The following is a 23,746-nucleotide window of genomic DNA, read 5'->3' as shown; positions in this document are numbered from 1 at the left end:
TGCAAAGGGTTCTAAATGGCGGCATTTCAAAACAAATAATTGAGATAATATAGACAGGCTTTTGACAACTGGCAGCCAATATAACTGAACTGACCAGTTTTAATTTAAATGATATTAAAGTGAGTAATTTAATTAAGTTAAATCACTTAATCTTTATGGCACCATTATGAATGCAATTATACAGCTGACAGACGCTAAGGAAGCGCTGGTAAAAGCAGCGGAAAGGCTGATCGCCGAGAGAGGGTTGGATGCTGTTTCAGATCGTGAAATAGCCCGAGCCGCAGGGCAGAAAAATAATTCTGCTGTTCAGTACCATTTTGGTGATAGGGCAGGGCTGATCAACGCCATTCTCGATTACCGTATGATCCCGCTGAACCAGAAGCGTCACGAGATGCTTGATGATATTCTCAATCGGGAAGAGCCTCCCGCCACCCGGGATCTGGCCAAGGTACTGGTGATTCCCTACATGGAGCACCTGAAGACTTCCAGAGAGGAGAGCTCCTATACCAGTCTGATCAGCCAGTTGTTTCAGCGTGGTAACCAGCAAATCGTAGCCATGGACACTCCAAGAAGCAGTTCCCTTGTTCGGATGACCGAAGCTTTTGGAACGGTTCTTCCGAATTTGAGTGTTAAAGAACTCTATGCTCGACTGACCTTTATGGGCTCTCTTGTGATCCATACTGTGGCTCGCTGGGATCAGCAGTGTCGTCTGGATCCTGAAACCTGGACACCGGAGTACCTGAGTCAGCAGTCTCAATTCCTGATTGAGTTTCTCGCGGGTGGCATGGAGCAGGATGCTTTGCCAGGCGTAGAGTAAGCCACGAATAGCAAAATTAGCGTCTGTAATAATTTCTCATTACCTTGGGGAATGAGAAATTATTCGCGCTATGCGCTCTTTGTTAAAGGCCGGTTCTTTGCTGGCCGTTCAATTTAAATCAAAAAGCCCTCTCCAGACATTCTCCCTAGTGCAAATGGAGTATTGCCATAAAATTCCTTTCCATTAGAGTTCATCCCATAAAGATTCGAACAATTGTCTTAATTGATCGTGCCAGAAGCTGACAGAGTATGAAGTCTCCAGGCTTCAATTTTCCCTGACCGAAGCAAGCCTCTGAATGGATCAGACAGCCATAGAACAAGGTTTCTATGTGCCAATAAGACAGTTCACGGAAGACAGTATCTGAGGACTGAGACATGCCTGAATATAAAGCGCCATTACGTGATATCCAGTTTGTATTGAATGATCTGTTGAACTCTGAGCAGCACTATGCCGGTCTTGAGGGATGCGAGCAGGTTTCGCCGGATTTGCTCAATGCCATCGTTGAAGAAGGCGCAAGGTTCGCAGAAAACACCCTGCACCCACTTCAGAAAGTCGGTGATGAGGAAGGTTGTCAGTTTCATGAAGGCAAGGTGACTACGCCCAGCGGTTTTAAAGAAGCTTTCAAGCTCTGGGGTGAAGGTGGCTGGCAGGCAATGGGTGTTTCAGAGAGCGACGGCGGCCAGGGACTGCCAAATTCGGTAGGAGCCTATGTTTCTGAACTGGCTGGTTCTGCAAACTGGGCGTTCAACATGTATACAGGCCTGGCACTGGCTCCCGTAACCTGCTTGTTGAATGGCGGTACAGAAGAGCAGAAGAAGCGCTTCATGCCAAAGATTCTGACCGGTGAGTGGGCGGGAGCCATGTGTCTGACCGAAGCTCATTGTGGATCCGATGTAGGTTTATTGCGCACCAAGGCCAAACCCAATGGCGACGGAACCTATACACTGTCAGGCACCAAGATCTTTATTTCCGGTGGCGAGCAGGATCTGACCGACAATATTGTTCATGCGATTCTGGCCCGTGTAGAGGGGGCACCAGAAGGCACCAAGGGTGTTTCTCTGTTTATTGCGCCTAAATACTGGGTGGAAGAAGACGGTTCCATGGGAGAGTTTAATAACATTACCTGTGGCTCTATCGAGAAAAAAATGGGTCTGAAAGGCTCCGCAACCTGTGTTATGAACTATGACGGTGCCCGGGCTGTTCTGTTGGGTGAAGAAGGCCGTGGTCTGGATATCATGTTCAAGCTGATGAACTCCGCCAGACTGGGGACAGCACTTCAGGGACTTTCCATGTCAGAAGCCTCGCTTCAGGGTGCTGTGACTTATGCCCGTGAGCGTTTGCAGATGCGTTCTCTCACCGGCCCTAAAAATCCCGATGGTGCTGCTGACCCGATTATTGTTCACCCCGATGTGCGCCGAATGCTGATGACCCAGAAAGCGTTCACGGAAGGTTCCAGGGCATTCGTTTACTGGTTGGCGCAGCTGGTGGACCATGAGAAGTTTGGCAACGAAGAGGACAAAAAACAGGCTGAAGACCTGCTGGGTATGCTGACTCCGATTGCCAAAGCATTCTGTACTGAGGTATCTCAGGAAGTCACCAATCTCGGTATGCAGGTATTTGGTGGTCATGGTTATATCTCTGAACACGGTATGGAACAGATAGTAAGAGATGGACGTATATCCACGATTTATGAAGGGACCACTGGTATCCAGGCATTGGATCTTTTAGGTCGAAAGGTTATGGGTAGCCAGGGGGCCTTGCTGGCCAGTGTCACAAAACTGATTCACAAGTACTGCAAGGCTAACAGTGACAATGAAAGTCTTCAGTCGTTCATTGAACCCATGCAGGCTCTGAACAAAGAGTGGGGCGAAATCACCATGCATGTGGGTGAGAAGACCATGTCTAACCCGGATGAACTGGGGGCGGCTTCTGTCGATTACCTGATGTATTCCGGCTATGTGATACTGGGTTATCTGTGGATGCAGATGGCGAATGTTGCCCAAAGAGAGATTGCTGAAGGTTCAACCGACCCACTCTACAAGTCAAAAGTAGCCACTGCACAATTCTACTTTGAGCGTTTGTTGCCAAGAGCTCAGGTGCACAAGGCGGCCATTATGGCTGGAGCTGAAAGCACCATGACTCTGACTGAAGAAGAGTTTGTGTTTGTCTGATTATAAAAAGCTCACCAGATCACTCTGGTGAGCACACATTTTCTGTAGAGGTCATTTTTGAGTACAGGGATTCGTAAAGCCAGGCGATCTGAATGGGATGAAATCTTCCTGATGGGCTATGAAGCCTGGGGAGATGGAGATACAAAAGAACTCTATCTGAAAGAGTGCCATGAGAGTGAAAAGTACCAGCAGGGAGTCTGGTATGTCTATGAAAGTGAAGGTATTGCAGTTTCGTCCCTGATTGTTTATCAGAATCTCTTTAATTTACCTGAAGGTTGTTTTGGTGTTGGTTCGGTTGCGACCAGAGACGATCAGCTCAGGAAGGGCTATGCATCAAGGCTGGTGAAAGAAATATCCGATAATCTTGGCAAATCGGGTGCAAAGGGCATCTATCTGTTTTCAGACATTGATCCCGAGTTTTACCGAAGGCAGGGTTTTGAATCTGTTAGTGCTAATCAACCTTATAAAGATACAACTTGCATGGTTTTATCTTTCAACAACAAAAGTCCGTTGCCTTTACAAATACCGCAGTATTTTTAAATAGATGTGAATAAATATTCCATATTGAGCGGTATTTTTGCATTTCACAGTTGGCTTTTTGACTTTATATAGCAAGCCATAGCTTAAACTCTATTGATTCTTCCTTTATTAATTGAACTATGTATGGGCTTTTCTGTCTCAGTTGGGAGAGTGGCTTATATAAGGTAGTGATAAATGAAGATGAAAGAGTCAGTTTTTTGCACAATGTTATGTGTAATGCTATTCGCAATGAATAGTTATGCGGAAAGTCTCGTGGAGACTCAGGTGGTTTGGCCTCTAAATGCCTATGATGCGAAGTATGACACTTCCTGCAAATACATCCTAGAAGCGGTTAATGATGAGTGTAGAAAGTACATTGCTGATGCCAGTTCTGAGCAAGAAGAATCGGGTTGTGTACACAGATTAGAGACACTGGTGACTCCAACTCAGCTGGTATTTATTCTTCTTGGGAAAGATCTGGAAAAGTATAAGTCTGATTCAGAGACCGCTGTCAGCCGATTTCCTGATAGCACTCTGATATTCCGAATTCCTGCAGGTATGCGTAACGTTGCATATCTTGAAGATACTGAAGCTAAGTCTGAACCCCTTCTTCTAGAACCGGGTAGCGATGGTGCTATACCGAGAACAGAGTTCAATCATAAATTCACAATGAAAAAGATGTGCCCCTCGCACCATTGAAGTGTTGTTTAGAGGGTTTAAAGAGCTGATCTTAAATCGAAGGTCAGCTCTCGTATAAAAAACAGCAGAGTAGTCTTAGAGAGTTGAATAAATTTTAGAGCTTGTTGTTACCAGCCTTCCACTTTATGAACATGCTTCCAGAGTGCTCCAGGGAACATTCTGCGAACCCGGTTACCCCATCTGGCCGCACTGTTGGGGAATACCCAGAATTCATTTTTATCAATGCTCTTTTCAATGGCATCAATGACTTCTGCTGGGGCAATAGGGTCATCACCTTCCTGAAGCATTTTTGGCCAGGCGGTTTCTTTACCTTGTTTAAGCAGGGGCGTTGCAACTGCTGGTGGGCAGACACAGGCGAATCGAACGCCGGAATTGATGTTCTCGTGATAGAGGGTTTCGGAGTAACAGGCAACAGCGAACTTGCTGGCTGAATAAGCACCGGTGAGCAGCATGGGAACCCAGCCAGCCATTGAAGCAAAGCTGATGAAGTCACCTTTTCCTCTGGCAATCATTCCGGGTAGCACCGAGTGGGTAATATTTACCAGACCTATGTAGTTTATATCCATCATCTGGCGGGTGCGTTCCGGGCTGAACTCAAGCAGTTTGCCCAGAGGCATGATCGCTGCGCAATTGTATAGTCGGTCAATGGCGCCCAGCTTCGCCTCAGCTTCTTCTACGGTTTTCTTTACCGCTTCATAGTCAGTGATGTCGACTACGAAAGGGTGGATGGTCTCGTAACCTTCAGCGGTTTCCTGAAGGCCTGCTTCGTTGATATCAAATATGGCAACTTGCTTGCCAGCCTCAGCCCAACGCTGCGCTGCCAGTCTTCCCATACCGCTGCCACCACCGGTGATCAGCACGACATTGCCCTGCATGGCCATAGAGATACTCCTGTTCTTTTTATTATTTTCTGACGTCAGCCTTGTCGGGGACAAAGAATTTAAGTCAGTGGTCTTAGAAGTACGAGGTAGTGTACGCCAAAAAGTATACTATGGGTACTTTTTATATTTTGTTTACTTTTATGTGTTTGCCAGTTTGCAAAATAATGAGCCCTTCCTACTGAGTGCCTGGAGTGACTCTTAATTGTCAGCTTGTTTTTTAGGCAGCAGGGCTGGCTATCTCTTTACTGGCTTGGGCTTGTGCTGTGAGTTCAAGCTTTAAAGTATCATCCAGCTTGCTGGCTTGAATCTCTACGGGTCATATTCCCCGCAGCTTGCTGCGTTTCTGCGGCATTAGCCGCAGCATGAACTTGTGACTACATTTTGTGGATGGCTAAAAGTAGGTTCATCCACAAATCCCACAATGTCACTGTTCTTATGTATCACTTGGTCTGTCCAGCAAAGTATCGAAGAGTGGTCTTTAGCGATGAAGTAGACAAGACGTTGAAGGAGGTATGCTTGGCTATCTCAGAGCGTTATGAAATTTACTTCTTAGAAATTGGTGCTGATAAGGATCATGTCCATTTTCTTATACAGTCGGTACCGACCATGAGTCCGAAGTCGATCGCTCAGAAAGTAAAGAGCATCACGGCACGTGAAGTTTTCAAGAAAAACCCTGAAGTTAAGCAAAAGTTATGGGGTGGAGCATTCTGGAGTTCAGGATATTTTATGAATACTGTCGGCCAGCATGGTAATGAAGATGTAATTGCAAATTATGTCAAAAACCAAGGCAATGCGGAGTGCAAGCAGCTACACCGGAAGGAAATAAGTCCGAACCAAATCAGTCTGTTTATGGACTGACCACTCAAGTTGCACTGAGGATACCCCGCAGCTTGCTGCGGGGTAGTTCATTGAAACCTTCTACTCCCTATAAGACCCTGCTGAGCTTAATGGCTTTTAAATTTCTCATCAATAGTCGCTTTGGAGAATATGGCGCTAGTTATTATAATGGAGCGCTTATCCCTCTTGCCGCTCTGGTTGTAACCCCATGACGCTAAAAACTCTCCGCCTGAAGAACCGGGCTGACCGTCGATTAAAAGCTGGCCATCTCTGGATCTACAGCAACGAAGTTGATACCCAGACTTCTCCCCTGAAAAACTTTGAAGTGGGTGAGCTGATCAAAATTGAAAGTGCTGAAGGCAAACCTCTGGGTACGGGCTATATCAACCCCAATAGTCTGATCTGTGCCCGTCTGGTTAGTCGTGACAGTAAATATGTTCTGGATCGTTCGCTGCTGGTGCACCGTATTCAGGTTGCTTTGAGCCTGAGAGAGAGAGTTTTCGACAAGCCTTTCTACCGTCTGGTGTTTGGCGACAGTGATGGATTACCGGGTCTGGTGGTAGATCGCTTTGGTGATATTGTTGTGGCACAAATGTCCACAGCCGGTATGGAAGTGGTGAAGGATGAGATTGTTGAAGCGCTGGTCAAAGTCTTGAAGCCTTCAGGCATCCTGTTGAAAAACGATGGCACCGGGCGTCAATTGGAAAAGCTGCCTGAATATGTCGAAGTGGCTTATGGCGAAGTGCCTGAACAGGTAGAGCTGGAAGAGAACGGCGTAAAGTTCAAGGCACCGGTTATGAAAGGCCAGAAAACAGGCTGGTTCTATGACCACCGTCTGAACCGCGAGCGTCTACGTCATTATGTAAATGGTAAAAGAGTGCTGGATGTTTTCAGTTATGTCGGTGGCTGGGGTGTTCAGTGTGCCGCTTTTGGCGCCAGCCAGGTGGTTTGTGTTGATGCTTCCGAACAGGCGGTTGATCTGGTTCATGACAATGCTGAACTGAATGGCTTGGCTGATCGGGTGGAATCGATTCAGGGTGATGCTTTCACTGCTTTGAAAGCCCTGAGAGATGAAGGTGAGCGATTTGATGTAGTGATTGTCGATCCACCGGCCTTCATCAAAAAGCGTAAAGATACCAAAGCCGGTGAGCAGGCTTATCGTCGTATTAATGAACTGGCTATGAGGTTGCTGGAAAAGGATGGCATTCTGGTGTCCTGTTCCTGCTCTATGCACCTGCAAAAGGATTCACTGTTTGATGCCCTGAGAGCGGGCAGTCGCCATATTGATCGTAATCTGCAAATCATTGAGCAGGGCCACCAGGGGCCTGATCATCCTGTTCTGCCTGCTATTCCAGAAACAGAATACATCAAGGCGATCATTGCCCGAGTCACCCGGGTCTGATCACTTCAATCTGATTCGTTTTTTCCTCGAAAACGCAGGCCTTCGGGTCTGCGGTCATGAGTTTTGTAAAAGTTCATCTATCCCTGTTTATAGAGTTCATAAGGGCTTTGTAAATCATCTTTAAGTCGATTGATTTATATTGTCTGGCTAACTTAGATTCCACTTTAAAATCCGCAAAGAAAATAAAGGATATGTTCTTTTGCGAAAAGCGATGCTTCCGGCTTTTATAGAGGGAGTTCGCCAAGCTCAAACGGATTGATCCGAGTTGTTGAGGCCAGCAGTACAGCCCATCAGTAACACCAGACTCAATATAAAAAGAAGAAGTGGTGATGTTATGAGTGAACAGCTAATAATGCTGATTGCAGTGGTTCTGATATTTGGACTGGGTTTTACCTTGGAAATTCTGTCGGGCAAGCTCAAAGGAGCGAAGAGACTCAAGCGGGATGGCGGCTTTATCATTGCGGGACTGCTTTCTCACGGCTTACTCGCTGGGCCTATCGTCGCAGGGTTTGCAGGTTACCTGGCCGTCAGTTGGTTTCCAGATCATGCCGGAGGTTTAAGTCATGTAAACTTCTGGGCGGCATTTGCCGTCATCTTTGTATTCCAGGAGTTTGCACATTATTGGCTGCACAGGCTCACTCATGAAAAAGAGTGGCTCTGGAAAATTCACCGGACCCATCATACCGCTGAAAATCTGAACATGGGGGTTCTGTACCGATACAATATCTTCTGGACAATGATGCTGCCCCAGCTCTGGGTGGGTCCTTTTGCTATCTATCTGGGTGTGGGAATGCCTTATGTGCTGGCTGTTATGGTGACCTATTTTGTCAATGCAAGCACACACACAGCCTTTCGCTGGGATCTCTGGTTGCGTGAAAAAATGCCCTGGAGTGAGCCATTCTGGCGTGTGCTTGAGAAAGTCATCACGCTTCCTGATACTCATCACGCACATCATGCCTGGGGACCCGGTTCACACTTGAACGGCAATTATGCCATTACCCTGTTTATCTTTGATGTCCTGTTCGGGACAGCCAAAATCCCTAACCGCAGGCAGAAACGTTTTGGCCTACCAAAAGGTCGCTCTTATCATTGGACAGAAGAGCTGTTCTGGCCCATGGTCAGGAAGCCCGATCCATCAAGCGGCAACCAGAACAAACCCTCAGGCAAAAAAGTCACCGCTTGAGTTTAAAGGTACTAGGAGCTGTTGAGGTCATACATACTCCGTTCATCCTGAGCTTGTCGAAGGATGCTGGTAATGCACTTCGACAGGCTCAGTGCGAACGGTATGGGGTTTAGCGCTTAGTCACACCAGGGGTGGTTAAAGTGAATGGATCACTTCAATCAGCTGGTCTGCTTCTTCCTCCATGTTGTAAATGTGAGGCGAAAAGCGCAGCCCTTCAGACCTGCGATCACAAGCAATACCAGCACGTTGCATGGCCTCCAGGGCTTTCTGGTCATCTTTGAAAGAGATGGCCAGAGTCCCGCCTCGTTGATCCTGTTCCAAAGGTGAACGAATCATCTCTCTATTAATCTGATCAGTAATAAGATTAATCAGCTTCTGATTATGCTCAAAAATAACTGCGGAACTGATTCTGTCCAGAGTTCGAATACTCTGTGCTGATAAAGTGAAAGGCATAATGGACGGTGTACCACCGGCAAAACGCCTGACCCCTTCTGCGTATTCAAAGTGATGAATATCAAACTCCATGGGATCCTGATGGGAGAACCAGCCGACATCCATGGGCTCACATTGTTCAATCGCTGATGGGCTGGCCCAGAGATAACCACTGCCCGGCCCACCACAAAGCCATTTAACACTGGACCCAATCACAAAGTCTGCATTCCAGGCTTTGAGATCAATAGGCACAATGCCCGCTGACTGGGCAATGTCCACCACCGAGATGATCTGTTTTTGCCGAGTCAGAGCAGTGATCTCAGCGACGGGAAGCCGCAGGCTGTCATTGGACTGAACATGAGTGATAAAAGCCAGCCAGGTCTTGTCCGTAAGCACTTCATCCCACTGGTTCAAGTCAGTCAGGTCAGTATCTTCAGGAATAAAGCGAGCGGTCAGGCCAAAACTTTTACACAGGTTCTGAATCACAAAACCCATGGAAGGAAAGTCACGCTCTGACAGCAGGATATGACTGCCAGAAGGCGCGGCAGGCAGAGAACCGATGACTTTGGTTAATGCGCTGGACAAGTTGACCTGAGGACAGAATTGTTGGACTTCACCATTCAGTATGTTAGCCAGAGCTGCGTTGAACTCAGTCAGATTGTTGAGCCAGTGTTCCCATGCACCGCTGCCATGCTGATTCCAGGGCTCCAGAAAATGATTCTGGAAATGCTCTTTAGCGGTTTTAGGCAGGCAGCCCACTGAGTGGTTCAACAGATAAGCACTTTGATCAGGAATGTGAAACTGCTCTCTGAATTTACTTGTCATGAGCGGCTTCTTTTTTACTTAGATTGTCTCTTTTGACACCGTATTCGCCTCCCCAGGAATCCGTCATTTCCCCGCGAATATCCCAAAGCTCAGGGAAAAACCGGTGTTGAATGCCTCTTTGCAGTAGCTCTACCGAGCGACCTTTCAGTGATTTGGAACCTATGCCAATGGTGCGATAGATCAGTTTGAGATGGTGGATACGGAAAGACTGGAACAGTTCATCAAACTCTGTGAGGGCTTCTGCCACAACATAGGCATCACAGTGGCTGTATTCTGAGTTGTAGATTTTTTCTACGGTCAGCCCATTCTTCTCAAGGTAGTGAGTTTGGAAACTCTCCCAGAGGAAGGGGGGCATTTTCAGTAATGTTCTGAACCCGGGAGATTCCTGTCCACTGCCATTACCCAGCTGCAAACGGATTTCCTGATACTCCTTGGGAGACATGGTTTCCAGCAGGTGAAGCTGACTGATCATCAGGTTCAGTGTCCGATGAACACGCTGGAACAGGGTAACTACTCGATGGGTGTTGGTTTCCTGAAGGTAGTCATCAATGTCCAGCAGGGTGTATCCGATGAGTTTCATCCAGAGTTCTTCAACCTGGTGAACAACCTGAAACATGAGTTCATCTTTATTACAAAGATCAGCCATGGCTTTTTGGGCTTTCAAAATCTGTGGGGTGTTCAGATAAACTTCGTAGTCCAGCTTACCTTCACCTTCCATCAGAGCGTAGAACTGGGATCTGTCCATACTTTCTCCGCTTTTAATGTTTTGAAAAGCATCCGGTGGGATAGTGCTTTGCCTGAGCGAAGCAGGATGCTTTTTAAGGTTTCTAGTTGTTTTTTTATTAAGAGACGATTCACTTTGTAGAGTGAGCTGCCTCTTCAAGCATAATAAAATAAAGCACAGAAAAAGGGGGGGAGAAAGTGAAATTAATCTTGCCTTTGGCTTGTTTCACCTCACGGGCGAGGTGAAACATTTTTTAGAAGCATTATCTCAAGCTGATCACTGGCCAGCCTTTTTGTTTAGCCTCGGCGGTCAGTTCAGGGTCAGAATCTACAGCAAAGGGATAATCCACCTGATTCAGCAAAGGCAAGTCATTCTTGGAATCGCTGTAGAAGTAACTGCCTTCCAGAGAAAATTCCGGGTTCTCCTTTAACCATTCTTTAAGGCGGATCACCTTGCCTTCCTGATAAGTGGGCGTGCCAACAACTTTGCCTGTGTAACGGTTATTGTTAATCTCCAGGTCAATGGCCAGCAGAGTGTCGACACCCAGCTCTCTGGCAATGGGCTCAGTCACGAATCGGCTGGTGGCTGTAATAATCATCAGGTGATCGCCCTGGTCACGATGCTTTTTCAGCAGGCTCGCTGCTTTTTCCAGCATGATGGGACGTATGGTGTTGGCCATGAATTTGTCATGCCAGACCTTGAGCTCATCCAGTGTGTAATGGGTCAGGGGCTCAAGGCAGAAGTCCAGATATTCACTAAGAACCATCGTGCCTGCTTCATACTGGCGGTAGAAATAGTCGTTGCCTTCGTTGAATTTGGCAGCGTCCACCATGCCTTCGTTGGCCATGAACTGCCCCCACAGGTAATCACTGTCACCTGCGATCAGGGTATTATCAAGATCAAAAATTGCCAGCGTCACAGAACCTCCTGCCAGACCATACTGCTGAAAAATGAAGAGTGAGTGTACTATGAAAATGCCTGCAGCAATGACCTTCTGTCATTTTAATCCTGATAAACAACTTCTTTTCTATCCGATTGAGAGAAGTTATTAAGACGACTCTCTTCTGTTAAATAATGATCCCGACTCTTCTCTTTAATGGTTCTTTTTTACTGGTTTTGAGACGTTTGTCATAGTTTTGATGGAGAGTCAGTTGAAACAATAGACTGCTTATCAAAAGTGGCATCCAGATTGCACAGATCTTCGTTGCTGTTTTGCAGCGGTTTATGAAACAATGCAAAGTAAGAAATAGTTTTAGGTAGCCGCTTACGTGATTGATACAGATGGATTCAGGCCCAATGTGGGCATAATCCTCGCTAATCATCACGGACAGGTCCTGTGGGCCAGGCGAATCAGACAGGAAGCATGGCAGTTTCCCCAGGGAGGCATTAATGATGATGAAACTCCCGAAGAAGCCATGTATCGCGAGCTGTATGAAGAAATTGGGCTTCAGCCGGAAGACGTAAGGGTTCTGGCTTGCACTCGTGGCTGGCTGCGTTATCGCCTGCCCAGAAGACTGGTTCGTAGAGACCAGCATCCGCTTTGCATTGGACAGAAACAAAAATGGTTTCTTCTTGAACTGTTGAGCAGTGATGACCGGGTTAGCGTGGATCATACAGGATCACCAGAGTTTGATGGCTGGCGCTGGGTCAGTTACTGGTATCCACTGGGACAGGTCGTTTCATTCAAAAGGGAGGTCTACCGTCGTGCTTTGCGCGAACTGGCTCCCCGAATAGGACGCCTGCAAGCGAATAAAGACTCATGACTTTTGCATAAACTGAGGCTATTTTTTATTGCTGACAGTCAGTGGTTAGTGGTGGGTAGTCTCGGGCAAAAGTATTCATTGCTGTTACGCTAAACCGATGAATTGGCTGTCATATAATGAAAACCATTTCATGGTAAACAACAGGATTGGGCGTCTGTTATTTTTATGATAACAGACACAGGAGATAGATAGACTGGATTAAGTCATCATGCTGAACACCCTGCGTACGATTGTACAGGAAGTCAGTGCCGCCTCGGATTTGCAGGCTGCGCTGAATATTATTGTGCAGCGGGTTCGGGAAGCGATGGAGACAGAAGTATGCTCGGTCTATCTTTATGATGCTGAACAGGCACGTTACACTTTGATGGCGACAGAAGGCCTGAACAAAAAGGCTGTCGGTGTTGCCAGATTATCCCAGTCAGAAGGTCTTATCGGTCAGGTGGGTTTGAGAGAAGAACCCATTAACCTGAAAGAAGCCTCCTCTCACCCTAAATATCGTTACATCAAGGAAACCGGCGAAGAAAAGTTTCATGCTTTTCTGGGGGTTCCTATTATCCACCACCGGATGATTCTTGGTGTTCTGGTGGTTCAGCAAAAAGAGCAGCGTCGTTTTGACGAGCATGAAGAAGCCTTTCTGGTCACCATGTCAGCACAACTGGCAGGTGTTATTGCTCATGCAGAAGCGACAGGTTCCCTGCACGTTACCGTCAATACCCGTAAAACTGCCCGCTTCCAGGGAACACCCGGAGCCACCGGTGTCTCCATTGGTGAAGCAGTGGTGGTGGCCCCGGTAGCCGATCTGGGAGCCGTTCCTGATCGTCCCTGTCATGATGTAAAGAAAGAATTAGAGTCTCTGGATCTGGCACTGGAAGCGGTCCGTACAGAGATGAAGACGACGGCCGACAAGCTTTCAGGTCACCTTCCGGCAGAAGAGCAGGCATTGTTCGACGTTTATCTGAGAATGCTGGACGACAATGCCCTGGGCCTGGAAATCAAGAACCGGGTCAAGCAGGGTAACTGGGCTCCGGGAGCACTCAGGCAGGTTATAGACGAGCACGTTCGTAATTTTGAAATGATGGACGATGCTTACATGCGTGAGCGTGCTGTCGATGTAAAAGATCTGGGACGCCGAGTTCTGGCCAGTATTCAGCAGCACGATCAGGAATGTGTTACTTATCCTGATCAAACCATTTTAATCAGCGAAGAACTCACTGCCAGCATGTTGGCGGATGTGCCTCGTGAAAAGCTGACAGGCCTGATCTCTATTCAGGGGTCCAGTAACTCTCACGCGGCTATTCTGGCTCGAGCTTTGGGTATTCCTACGGTGATGGGGGCGGTGGATCTTCCCTATCACAAAGTGTCTGGCAAGCAGCTGATCGTAGACGGCAACCTGGGGTTGGTATATGCCTCTCCGTCCAAAGAATTGCTGGAGCATTATCGAGAGGTCGTCGAAGAGGAAAAGGAGTTCAGTGAAGGGTTGGAGGCGATCAGTGATCTACCTTGTATCACGCTGGACAAACACCGATTGCCCCTCTGGGTAAATACCGGTCTGATGACTGATGCGGTTCGTTCCCTTGACCGGGGAGCAGAAGGTGTTGGCCTTTATCGTACAGAAGTGCCCTTTATGCTTCGGGAGCGTTTTCCCAGTGAAGCAGAGCAGGAAAAAATCTACCGTCAGCAGCTGGAAGCCTTTTCTCCCCGACCGGTTACTATGCGTACCCTCGACGTGGGTGGTGATAAGGCGTTGTCTTATTTCCCTATCGAAGAAGATAACCCTTTCCTGGGTTGGCGGGGTATCAGGGTAACTCTGGATCATCCCGAGATTTTCCTGGTTCAGATCAGGGCCATGCTCAAAGCCAGTGTGGGGCTGGATAACCTTCGCATCATGTTACCGATGGTAACCAGTGTCTTTGAGGTGGAAGAAGCATTGCACCTTATCCACAGGGCGCATGGAGAAGTGCTTTCTGAAGGATTGCCGGTCATGATGCCTCCTGTTGGTGTGATGATTGAGGTGCCTGCTGCTGTTTATCAGGTGCGAGAACTGGCTCAGCGGGTGGACTTTCTTTCCATTGGCTCCAATGACTTGACCCAATACCTGCTGGCTGTAGACCGAAACAATCCCCGGGTGGCTGACCTTTATCATTCTTTCCATCCTGCTGTATTGCAGGCACTTAGAAAGATCGTTGAAGATTGTCACAAAGAAGGCCGAACGGTGGGCATATGTGGCGAAATGGCCGGTGACCCTGTGGCTTCAGTACTTCTGTTGGCCATGGGTTTTGACATGCTTTCCATGAGTGCCACTAACTTGCTGAAAGTGAAATGGGCGCTAAGAAAAATCACCCTGGAACGTGCCAGGGAAATCCTTGAAGACGTGATGACTCTGGATAACTCTCAGGTTATCCGCAGCTCGCTGGAACTGGCTTTGTGCCGGGAAGGACTCGGCAAAGTGATGGGCATCAAGAGTAAACGTTTTTCCTGCTAAACCTACCTCTCTACAACCGCTGTAATACTGTCTATCAGTGTTTCAATAAAAGCTTCCCACTCCAGATTCACAGCTCGCGAACTGTAAGCAGACAAACTGTGGAACAGCATACAATCAACAATCAGCATACGGGCGTGGAACTCATCGGGTGAGTTGACCTTTATTTTCTTTTTGAAGATGGACGACAGCCTCTGAGTGTCTGGCAGAAGAGGAACCCGTTGCACTCGCAAGTCTGCATACTGGGTAGAAGACATCATCTGACTGTTAATACTCAGGAAAGCCTTTCCGCCTTCGCTCAGTTCGACTCTTTTCGCCAGGGGTTTGACCAGAATGCAAACAGCATCCCGGAGTGAGCATTCTCCATTCTCAATCAACTCATCCAGCATTTCTCCCCGGGCATGATCTATCTCTTTACTGTGTTTATCCAACACGGCGTTGATCAGACCTATCTTGTCACCAAAATGATATTGCAGGGCGCAGCGATTCTTCTGCCCGGCAGCCCGACTGATATCCACCAGACTCACGTTGTCTATGCCTTTTTCAGCAAACAGTTTTTCTGCGGCATCTGTCAGGTTTTGTCGTGTTGTTAGCGTGTCTTTTCGGGCTGCTTTCATGCTGTGAAGTTTGAGTTATCAGATAAACAAGATGATAAAGCATTTGACTTGATTTTTTAATACCTCCGTATTAAGTTTTAAGTTAATACGTGCATATTAAGTCTCGAAGTGACCTTTTTCATCATCCAGATGATGAAGCATCATGAAAAAATAATGAGAGTGACATGAGCAAAGAGATTCGCATTAATGATCTGGCTGATCCGGTTTATTCTGATCTCCAGAAAAGTATTCTGGAGTTTGATGAAGCCCTGCAAGTGGAGCTGAGTCGTGAATCCATCCTGGCAGAAGCCCGAGAAAAAACCGGTCTGGATGATTTCGGTGAAGAGGGCTTCCTTGAGCGTCTGGATCTTCTGGTTGATGAGTGGAACAGTGACTCGGGTCTAAGACAGATAGGCCGAATGAGTTTGCGTAATAAGCTGGTTCAGCACGCCAGGAGTCGTTTATTGATTCATGACCTGCTGAAAAAGCATCCTGAAATTCATGACATCAAAATTGAAAAGCCCATTATTGTGGCAGGCTTACCTCGCTCAGGTACAACCCATCTGTTGAATTTGATGGCCTCGGATGAAAGGTTGAGAGCCCTGCCACTGTGGGAGTCTTACGAGCCAGTGCCTGTTCCAGGTGAAGAGTTGCTGCCTGACGGCACTGATCCTCGTTATCAGCGTTGCAGTGATACCTGGGAAATGATGAGGCAGACGACGCCCTACCTTGCTGCCATGCACCCCATGAACCCAGATCATATTCATGAAGAGCTGGAGCTGATGGGGCCTGATTTTGCTTCTTACAACTATGAGTGGCTGAGCCACTCCCCTCGTTGGAGAGATCATTATTACTCAACCGATCAGGCCCCTCATTATGAATACATGAAAACGGTCTTGAAAATCCTGACCTGGCAGCAGAGGGATACAGACAGACCAACGCGCTGGGTTCTAAAGTGTCCTCAACATCTTGAGCAGTTACCGGTGCTTCTAAAAGTCTTTCCTGATGCAACGATTGCAGTTACTCATCGTGATCCTGTGTCCGTTATTCAATCGACAGTAACGATGCTGGCCTATGGCCATAGAATGAGTCGCAAGTCAGTCAATACGGGGAGTTTGATTGATTACTGGCCTGATCGCATTGAACACCTTTTGAAAGCCTGCGCTGCAGATCGAGGCAAGTTACCGGAAGATCAAAGCATTGATGTGCCTTTTCATGAATTTATGGCTGATGATCTGGCTATGGTTGAGCAAATTTATGCAAAGGCCGGCCTGGAAATGACGACAGAAGCCAGGAAGCAACTGCAGGATTACATCGATGCGCACCCTCGCGGCAAGGAAGGTCAGGTCATTTACGATCTTGAAGGCGATTTCGGAGTATCCCGGGAAACGTTAAGCCAGAGATTCAGCTTTTATTATGAGCAGTTCCCGGTAAAGCAGGAGTCCAAATAGTTTTCGTACTGTCTAAATCACTAAAAAAACGGACTCAATTGGGGAAAATAATAATGAGAGAACCCATCTATAAATCCCGCCCTGTGGCGCCGGAACCTGCACGATTAGGCGGGGAGCGCATCAATGACTTCATCATCATGTCTGAGGGTTTTTCCAACTGCTACCTGATAGAAACCCCAGCCGGAAACATTCAGATTAATTCGGGTATGGGTTTCGAAGCGCCCATTCACAAGAAGAATTTTGAAAGTTTTTCAACGGGCTCAGCAAAGTATCTGATCCTCACTCAGGGACATGTGGATCATGTTGGAGGGGTCGGCTACTTCAGAGAAGCGCATGACGATTTAAAGGTCATCGCCCAGACAGGTAACACAGAGCATCAGGCATACGACCAGCGACTTTCAGATTTCAGAGGGAATCGCTCAGCATTTGCCTTTACCAGAAAGTTTGTTGATGTTTTCCAGTATTACGCCGATCAGGGGCTCAGTGATTTTCCAGCTCAGGATGCTCCTGCTCCTGACATCCTGTTTGAAGACAAATACTGCTTTACGCTCGGAGGGCTCGATATTGAGCTGATCGCCGTGCCCGGAGCGGAAACCAATGACTCCCTGATTGTCTGGCTCCCACAGCATGATATCTGTTTTACCGGCAATCTCTTTGGCTGCCCCTTTGGCCACTTTCCCAATCTGGTGACGATTCGAGGCGATCGCTATCGTGATGCTTTGACCGTGGCGTCTGCTGTTCAGACGGTTCTGGATCTGGAACCTGAAATGATTGTCTATGGCCATCATTCCCCTGTTGTCGGAAAAAAAGTGATTCAGGAAGAACTGACCTGTCTTCGAGATGCCATTTTCCATGTCCACGATGAAACCGTGAAGGGCATGAATGAAGGTAAGGATGTTCATACCCTGATGAAGGAAATATCGATCCCTCCTGAGATAGAAGTGGGACAGGGTTATGGCAAGGTGTCCTGGGGAGTAAGAGCAATCTGGGAACATTACGCAGGCTGGTTCCATCATCAATCCACCACAGAGCTTTATGATGTTCCCCAGTCGTCTGTTTATGGTGATCTGGTTGAACTGGCTGGAGGCATTGAAGTGCTGGTGGATAGGGCTCAACAAAAAGTGCTGGAAGGGCGGTATGAGGAAGCGCTTCATCTGCTGGATATCGCATTCTCAAAAGACGACAACGAGGAAGCTCTGTCTACAGCTGTAGAGATTCATCAAAAGCTGAAGCTCTACAGCGAGAATTTCTGGCTGACTTCCTGGTTGGAGAATCAGGTTGATCAACTGAACCAGCGGAAGAAGCTTCTTTTGAAGACTCAGGCTGAGAAGGAAGAGGTTCTGTGATGAGACAAATGCCTCAAGTCAGGATTCACGGCCAGAATAAGGTTCAACTGGATTGGATTGACCGCCCTGTTGCTGGTCCTGATGATGTCATTGTTCAGGTTGAGCAGTGCGGTATCTGCGGTTCGGACCTGGGATACATTGCCAGAGGCGGTTTGGGAGCAGACTCGCCGATGCCTCTGGGCCACGAACTGGCAGGTACAGTGCTGGAAGCCGGTGATAAGGTTCGCCACGTTCGTGTAGGCGACCGGGTAACGGTAAATCCTGAGGCCAATGGAAATGGTATTGGCAACTATGGCCCAGAAGGTGGTTTTGCACCCTTGCTGAAGGTTCGGGGTGCTTCTGAAGATGAGCAGGCAGTGATGCCACTGCCAGAAGGTATGAGCTTCGAAACAGGGGCTTTGATAGAGCCTTTGTCTGTGGCCATGCATGCCGTGCATCAAGGGCAGGCGAAGGCTCAAGATCGTGCTGTCATTTTTGGCGCAGGACCTATTGGGCTCGGAATTCTTCAAGTGCTGAGTTATTACGGCCTAAAAGAAGTGGTTGTCGTTGATCGCTCCAGATATCGCCTGGGAGTGGCGGAAAGTCTGGGCGCTGTTCCATTTCAGGCTGATAGTGGTGATCTGTCTGCCTTTCTACAAGAACGGCATGGCGTTACCAAACTGATGGGAATGCCTGTTCCGGATTCAGATCTTTATTTTGAAGCCACGGGAGCAGGGGCTGTATTCCAGCAGGCCGTCAGCCTGTCGAAACGAGGTGGGCGGCTGGTTGTTGTAGGGGTCCATAAAGAACCTGTGCAGCTTGATCTGGTGAATGTTCTGATTCGTGAACTGACCATCACCGCATCCATGGCCTATCCCGATGAATTTCCCAGGGTTATTGAAATGCTGGAGAGTGGCAAGGTGCATCCACAATCAATGATCAGTCATCGCTTTGCCCTGCAGGATTTCGATGAGGCACTGGATACGGCTCGGGACCCTGAATCAGCCATAAAAGTGATGGTGAACTGTCAATCATAATGATCTGAAGAATAACAAGGAAAAAACATGATCAACGCAAGCGCAGAATATAACTTCAGCGGTGCCAGGGTTCTGGTTACCGGGGGCAGTAATGGTATAGGACACGGCATTGCTTCAGCATTTGCTGCTGCGGGTGCTCAAGTCACTATTACGGGTACCAGGGAGACAGCACAGGATTATGACAATGACCTGTCTGCTTTCACCTACAAAACACTTAAAGTAGAAGATCGGGAAGCCATACAGTCTCTTGCAGCAGAACTCGATGGACTGGATATTCTGATCAACAATGCCGGAGCCAGTTTGCCAGGGGGTCAGGATGAGTGGAATCCGGAAGTGTTTGATCAGGCTCTGAGAATTAACCTGACATCGACGTTTGATCTGGCCAGTGCCTGTAAGCCTCTGTTGACCAAAAGTGAATTACCGGGTGGAGCTTCCATTATTGGTATTGCTTCCATGACCTCTTTTTTTGGTCACGAAATGGTGCCAGGCTATGGCGCTGCCAAGGCAGGGCTGGTGCAACTCAGTAAAACACTGGGAATCAGTTGGGCTCAGCATGGTATTCGTGCCAATGCGATTGCCGCAGGCATGATTGATACCCGTATGACGTCTGTGATGAAAGATATTCCTCAAATGAATGATCCGATTATGGCGCGAACGCCGCTGAAACGTTGGGGGAATCCTGAAGATATCGCCAATGCCGCACTGTTTCTTTCTAGTCAGCACGCCAGCTACATTACCGGGCAAACCCTGATCGTAGACGGTGGCTATTCAGTATTTGGCTGAGGAAATCTCAGCCAAATAGAAAGCTTTTCCAGGCGTTATGTCTTCATTTGGAAACAAGATGCCAGACGTTTTTAACGCCGTCTCCAGAGGTCTCTCCAGGCGCCTGATCTTTGAACCAGTGGTAAAGAGGCTGACCCTGATAGCTCCACTGATAGGTGCCGTCGTTACGCTTGATAATATCAAAGCCGCCAGACAGCTTGATGTTGTTGATGCCATCTTTGGTTAAGTTCGCATCAACATAGGCGGGAGGCCATTTAACGGCGCAATCACCGTAGCAGTTGGACTGGTTTTGCTGATCCTTGTCGAAGGTATAAAGCGTCATGTTGTCAGCATCAACCAGAAAGCGACTTTGACCATTGTTATAGAGCTTGAGTGTTACATCATCCACTCGTGCCACAGGCCATGCGCCTTTCACTCCGGCACCTGTAATATCGCCCTTGTTCTCATCTTTGAACCAGCGGTACAGAGGCATTCCATCTTTTGCCCACTGTTGGGAGCCATCATTTCGCTTGATCTTGCTGAATCCTGGAGTGTTAGCAAAATAATCACTGCTATCACCCGATGCCAGGAAAGGTGGCCACTTTACGGCACAGTCGCCTTCACACACAGATTTGCCTTCACTGTCTTTCGCAAAGGTATACAGGGTTTTGCCACTGTAATCGGTGTAGACGTCACCCATAGCTGTGGTAGTGGATGTCTGCGAAGCCCATGCTGATGCACTACCCAGCACAGTGGTCATAACCATCATTATCAGTCGATTTTTCATTATTTTGATTGTTCCTGAGAGTATCGAGATAGTGTGAAAAAATGCTGAAGGCCTATGCCTCCAGCAAAAACACACAAGCTTTAAGGTCAGGGTTGGATCAGCGAGTCCAGCCCAGAGTAGCAACCAGCTTTTCACCTTCATCGCTGTTGAGGTACTTAACGAAATCAGCAGTAGCCGGGTCAGCTTTTGGAGAGACGGCGATATTCATATCACGGTAGATAGTGCGGCTCTTATCCAGATCAACGTAATCAGCTTTTGCCGGGTTGGTCATTGGCCAGTCAATCCAGGTGATCCAGGCATCTGCTTTTTCATTAAAAGACTTAAAGCCAGCACCACTGCCTTTTTCAAAGGCGACGATGTTTTGTCTCAGCTTCTGGATGTCTTCCAGAGAACCTTCCCGGCCAGCAATGTCTTCCCATACACCGGTACCGGAAGTGTTATAGACCCCTTTGCCTTCGGTAACGACGACCTTGGTGCCTTCTTTCAGCAGGTCGTTAAAGCCCTGAATGTTCTTCGGGTTGCCTTTTTTAACGGCGATAACAGCACGACGAATATAAACGGGCTGAACGTCTTTCTCGGAGATAAAGTGATAGTTCTCCAGGTAAGCGGTAATGGACTGCTCGGATGAGCCAAAGATAATGTCCGCTTTAGCCTGGGCGTCACGGCTCCACTTCTTTTCAGGTCCGAAAATAACTTCTACCTTCTGGCCGGTTTTCTTTTCATAAGCCTGTGCCACTTTAATCAGTGCAGAGTGTGGACCACCAGGGCCGTATAGTCTGATGACACCGTCAGCAGGCTGATGCTGGATGGAAGCATCGTAAAAAACGCCCTCACGAGTGTCCGGGGTGTTTACTGCAGCTGAAGCCATGGAAGCTGCTGAGAGGGTTGCCAGAGCAACGGATGCAGCCAGTGTTTTAAATTTCTTCATTCCTAAGGTCTCACTCGAGGTTAATCGTTATTTGATTCAAATGGTGTTAATGGTTAATTCGTTTGAAGCCGGCATGGCCCTGCAGGGGCCTACCATCAGCAAGCCAGATGCTTTCATGGGCAGGGCACGAATTTCGGTACCGTCTTTTTCGCTGGTGAAACGTCCCTGACGGGCAATGGCCTCACGAACTTCCGGGTTTCTGAAGAGCACGGATTCGTCAATGCGGTACTGAAAAACAATGTCTTTACCGCTACGCATGGCATAGACCTGCGCCGGTGCACCGCCGATAGTGGTTTCCCAGCTTGAGAGAAGGGTTCCACCCGGCCAGCTGGCAGGTACTTCCGAAAGCTTTTGAGAAACAGGCAGTGTGTTTTGTTGAGCTGTCGTATACTGCGACAGTGCATCTGCCACCATAGGAATGTCACTATGGGGAGGATTTGGCATCTGTTGCATATAAAGGGCTACGACCAATGCCATTGCAGTAGCCCACCCACCTGCGGAGAAGGTTAATTTCAGCCATTGCCGTTCCAGCCAGCGAGTGGCAGAGCCACCTGATGCCTTTTGAGGCTGGGTGACTTTTGATTCAACCTGGGGTTGCTCGGTAATCTTGTCCAGTTTGTCGTGGAGACTGGCAGACATTCTTTCAAGAGGCAGGGCTCTCAAGTGCTGGCTGAGTGCAAACTGTCTGGCAAGGTCATCCCGGCAGAGCTTGCAACCTGCCAGATGCGCTTCCAGAATCAGAACCTCGTCTTCTTCCAGTTCATTGTCGACGTAACCGGCCAACATATCCTGCAGTGAAGCGTGCAGTTCTTGCCACTTGGTGTCGTCAGCTAGTTTGGAGCTATCGGTGTGGTAGGAAGTGTTCATGTAAAACCTCCTGCGGATTCTGTGCGAACGTGGGTCGAGCTGTGATCGCTCGATTTAATCAGGGCGCTGGATAACATTCTTCTTGCCCGGGAAAGGCGGCTCATAACCGTACCTTTTGGAATGTCGAGAATTTCACTGATTTCCTGATAGCTCAGGCCTTCCACATCCCTGAACAGGAGCACTTCACGAAATTCGCAAGGCAGGGCTGAGATAGCGTTGCTTATCCGGTCATGATTTTGTTGCTGCAAGACTTCTTCAAAGGGACCAGCGGATGAAGAAGAGTGTTTTTGTAGCTCTTCATCTTCAACACAAACAACTGGAGCGAGCTTGGCTCTTCTGGACTCACGTCGTACATCATCAACGATCACGCTATGAAGAATTTTCAGCAGCCAGGCATAAACGGTCTCAGACTCCTTGAGGTCAGAAAAATGTTTCCAGGCTTTGAGCATGCTTTCCTGTACCCAGTCTTCAGCTTTCTGTCGAGAATCTGCCTGACGGACAGCGACAGAGAACAAACGATCACGCCAGGGTGTCGTTAGCTGTTGAAACTGTTTTCCAGAATTGGACATGGGTACACCATAAAGATTACTCACCCTAGAAGACGGAGTGAGCTCTGCTTTTATTCCCATTTTTTTTGAAAAAAATCAGAAATTTTTTATAGGCTCTTAAACAAGGACTGGAAAAGTGATTTCTGGAAGGAGCTAAAACTTGGGAAAAGGAGGCAAGCCTGGACTTGCCACACTAGTGCAGACGCTCACAGATACTCCGTTCATCCTGAGCTTGTCGAAGGGGGCTGGTAATGCACTTCGACAGGCTTGTATGTTTAACCTGTCTCTAATTATTTGTATAAAGTTAGAGGCGGGGGTGAGGGGCATCGACTGCTTACTGCCTTTCGGACAGACTGACTGAGAAATCCCCACCCACAAGCATGAGCGACGATTAGGAGCACTCCTACCTTACGGTAGACAATTTTTGCAAGCTAACGCCAGCTTGTGGTCACCCCCCCCCCCGTATGAAGATTAGATCTAGGTGACCGTTATGGAAACAATACTTAACTTCATTGGTATTGATGTGTCTTCTCAATGGTTAGACATTTGTAGTCAGGATGGTTCTTTCAAACGTATTGCTAATTCACCCACAGAGATCACGGAGTGGGTTCTCTCTCTGCCCCAGTCAACAGCCCTGGCTATGGAAGCAACGGGCTGTTACCACCAGCTACTGGCCTCTATTGCGTTCGAAAGAGTCCACGAAGTCTATGTGC

The 23,746-nt window shown here is 47.9% G+C and carries 22 protein-coding genes and 1 pseudogene; 14 read left to right on the top strand and 9 right to left on the bottom strand.

Annotated features, from left to right (window positions below):
• Positions 1-166: 166 nt before the first annotated feature.
• The 4 genes from WG89_RS04365 to WG89_RS04345 all read left to right on the top strand — a co-directional run bounded on the left by WG89_RS04365 (position 167) and on the right by WG89_RS04345 (position 4,206).
• On the top strand, positions 167-817 hold the full coding sequence (locus WG89_RS04365) for a TetR/AcrR family transcriptional regulator (RefSeq protein WP_062261835.1): 651 nt from the start codon (positions 167-169) through the stop codon (positions 815-817).
• A gap of 374 nt (positions 818-1,191) precedes the next feature.
• Positions 1,192-2,988, top strand: coding sequence for an acyl-CoA dehydrogenase C-terminal domain-containing protein (locus WG89_RS04355; RefSeq protein WP_062261828.1), 1,797 nt, complete (start codon positions 1,192-1,194; stop codon positions 2,986-2,988).
• A gap of 57 nt (positions 2,989-3,045) precedes the next feature.
• Complete coding sequence (locus tag WG89_RS04350) at positions 3,046-3,528, top strand: GNAT family N-acetyltransferase (protein ID WP_062261826.1); 483 nt, start codon at positions 3,046-3,048, stop codon at positions 3,526-3,528.
• A gap of 174 nt (positions 3,529-3,702) precedes the next feature.
• Positions 3,703-4,206, top strand: a complete 504-nt coding sequence (locus WG89_RS04345; RefSeq protein WP_062261823.1) for a hypothetical protein — start codon at positions 3,703-3,705, stop codon at positions 4,204-4,206.
• 107 nt (positions 4,207-4,313) lie between these two features.
• On the opposite strand, the gene WG89_RS04340 is transcribed toward WG89_RS04345, so the two are convergent.
• Complete coding sequence (locus tag WG89_RS04340; protein ID WP_062261820.1) at positions 4,314-5,087, bottom strand: SDR family NAD(P)-dependent oxidoreductase; 774 nt, start codon at positions 5,085-5,087, stop codon at positions 4,314-4,316.
• A gap of 387 nt (positions 5,088-5,474) precedes the next feature.
• Here WG89_RS04340 and tnpA point away from each other — a divergent pair, with 387 nt between their 5' ends.
• From tnpA to WG89_RS04320, 3 genes are all read left to right on the top strand, one after another.
• Positions 5,475-5,945: an IS200/IS605 family transposase gene (gene tnpA / locus WG89_RS04330; protein ID WP_062261812.1), complete on the top strand. Its 471-nt coding sequence runs from the start codon at positions 5,475-5,477 to the stop codon at positions 5,943-5,945.
• A gap of 187 nt (positions 5,946-6,132) precedes the next feature.
• Complete coding sequence (locus tag WG89_RS04325) at positions 6,133-7,326, top strand: class I SAM-dependent rRNA methyltransferase (protein WP_062261809.1); 1,194 nt, start codon at positions 6,133-6,135, stop codon at positions 7,324-7,326.
• A 334-nt stretch (positions 7,327-7,660) separates the two neighbouring features.
• Positions 7,661-8,509 (top strand): sterol desaturase family protein, encoded by an 849-nt coding sequence (locus tag WG89_RS04320; RefSeq protein ID WP_079253651.1) that lies wholly within the window; start codon positions 7,661-7,663, stop codon positions 8,507-8,509.
• A gap of 135 nt (positions 8,510-8,644) precedes the next feature.
• On the opposite strand, the gene WG89_RS04315 is transcribed toward WG89_RS04320, so the two are convergent.
• From WG89_RS04315 to WG89_RS04305, 3 genes are all read right to left on the bottom strand, one after another.
• The gene (locus WG89_RS04315; protein ID WP_062261803.1) at positions 8,645-9,766 is read right to left on the bottom strand and encodes an aminotransferase class V-fold PLP-dependent enzyme; all 1,122 of its coding nucleotides are present in this window, start codon (positions 9,764-9,766) and stop codon (positions 8,645-8,647) included.
• Entirely contained in the window at positions 9,756-10,511 is a 756-nt protein-coding gene (locus WG89_RS04310) for a tryptophan 2,3-dioxygenase family protein (RefSeq protein ID WP_062261800.1), read from the bottom strand. Before WG89_RS04310 ends, WG89_RS04315 begins: the two co-directional genes overlap by 11 nt.
• A 241-nt stretch (positions 10,512-10,752) precedes the next feature.
• Entirely contained in the window at positions 10,753-11,409 is a 657-nt protein-coding gene (locus WG89_RS04305) for a histidinol-phosphatase (protein WP_062261797.1), read from the bottom strand.
• Positions 11,410-11,758: 349 nt separating this feature from the next.
• Between WG89_RS04305 and rppH the strand changes: the two genes are divergently transcribed.
• Positions 11,759-12,253, top strand: coding sequence for an RNA pyrophosphohydrolase (rppH, locus tag WG89_RS04300; RefSeq protein ID WP_062261793.1), 495 nt, complete (start codon positions 11,759-11,761; stop codon positions 12,251-12,253).
• Between the two features lie 208 nt (positions 12,254-12,461).
• A complete protein-coding gene (gene ptsP / locus WG89_RS04295; RefSeq protein ID WP_062261790.1) occupies positions 12,462-14,735 on the top strand; it encodes a phosphoenolpyruvate--protein phosphotransferase in 2,274 nt (757 codons plus the stop codon).
• Between the two features lie 2 nt (positions 14,736-14,737).
• Here ptsP and WG89_RS04290 read toward each other — a convergent pair whose 3' ends face one another.
• Positions 14,738-15,349, bottom strand: a complete 612-nt coding sequence (locus tag WG89_RS04290) for a TetR/AcrR family transcriptional regulator (RefSeq protein ID WP_062261787.1) — start codon at positions 15,347-15,349, stop codon at positions 14,738-14,740.
• A gap of 164 nt (positions 15,350-15,513) precedes the next feature.
• Here WG89_RS04290 and WG89_RS04285 point away from each other — a divergent pair, with 164 nt between their 5' ends.
• Genes WG89_RS04285 through WG89_RS04270 form a run of 4 tightly spaced genes read left to right on the top strand, consistent with a single transcriptional unit; the run spans position 15,514 to position 19,924 of the window.
• Positions 15,514-16,779, top strand: a complete 1,266-nt coding sequence (locus tag WG89_RS04285) for a sulfotransferase family protein (protein WP_062261784.1) — start codon at positions 15,514-15,516, stop codon at positions 16,777-16,779.
• Positions 16,780-16,832: 53 nt separating this feature from the next.
• Positions 16,833-18,125, top strand: a complete 1,293-nt coding sequence (locus tag WG89_RS04280) for an alkyl sulfatase dimerization domain-containing protein (RefSeq protein WP_062261781.1) — start codon at positions 16,833-16,835, stop codon at positions 18,123-18,125.
• Complete coding sequence (locus tag WG89_RS04275) at positions 18,125-19,141, top strand: zinc-dependent alcohol dehydrogenase (protein ID WP_062261778.1); 1,017 nt, start codon at positions 18,125-18,127, stop codon at positions 19,139-19,141. Before WG89_RS04280 ends, WG89_RS04275 begins: the two co-directional genes overlap by 1 nt.
• Positions 19,142-19,168: 27 nt before the next feature.
• Positions 19,169-19,924, top strand: coding sequence for an SDR family NAD(P)-dependent oxidoreductase (locus tag WG89_RS04270; protein WP_062261776.1), 756 nt, complete (start codon positions 19,169-19,171; stop codon positions 19,922-19,924).
• Between the two features lie 43 nt (positions 19,925-19,967).
• Here WG89_RS04270 and WG89_RS04265 read toward each other — a convergent pair whose 3' ends face one another.
• The 4 genes from WG89_RS04265 to WG89_RS04250 all read right to left on the bottom strand — a co-directional run bounded on the left by WG89_RS04265 (position 19,968) and on the right by WG89_RS04250 (position 23,054).
• Positions 19,968-20,690, bottom strand: a complete 723-nt coding sequence (locus WG89_RS04265; RefSeq protein WP_062261772.1) for a hypothetical protein — start codon at positions 20,688-20,690, stop codon at positions 19,968-19,970.
• A 97-nt stretch (positions 20,691-20,787) separates the two neighbouring features.
• The gene (locus WG89_RS04260) at positions 20,788-21,618 is read right to left on the bottom strand and encodes a substrate-binding domain-containing protein (protein WP_062261769.1); all 831 of its coding nucleotides are present in this window, start codon (positions 21,616-21,618) and stop codon (positions 20,788-20,790) included.
• 36 nt (positions 21,619-21,654) lie between these two features.
• Positions 21,655-22,485 carry an anti-sigma factor family protein gene (locus tag WG89_RS04255; RefSeq protein WP_062261765.1) on the bottom strand — a complete coding sequence of 277 codons (831 nt, stop codon included), beginning with the start codon at positions 22,483-22,485 and terminating at the stop codon, positions 21,655-21,657.
• Positions 22,482-23,054: an RNA polymerase sigma factor gene (locus tag WG89_RS04250; protein WP_062261762.1), complete on the bottom strand. Its 573-nt coding sequence runs from the start codon at positions 23,052-23,054 to the stop codon at positions 22,482-22,484. Before WG89_RS04250 ends, WG89_RS04255 begins: the two co-directional genes overlap by 4 nt.
• 469 nt (positions 23,055-23,523) lie before the next feature.
• Here WG89_RS04250 and WG89_RS04240 point away from each other — a divergent pair.
• Positions 23,524-23,746, top strand: a pseudogene (locus tag WG89_RS04240) (hypothetical protein); the annotation flags it as partial.

It is taken from the genome of Endozoicomonas arenosclerae, from assembly GCF_001562015.1.
Classification (GTDB): domain Bacteria; phylum Pseudomonadota; class Gammaproteobacteria; order Pseudomonadales; family Endozoicomonadaceae; genus Endozoicomonas_A; species Endozoicomonas_A arenosclerae.
Note: the sequence above shows the minus strand (reverse complement) of the source record. Positions and strands in the feature narration are given on the sequence as shown.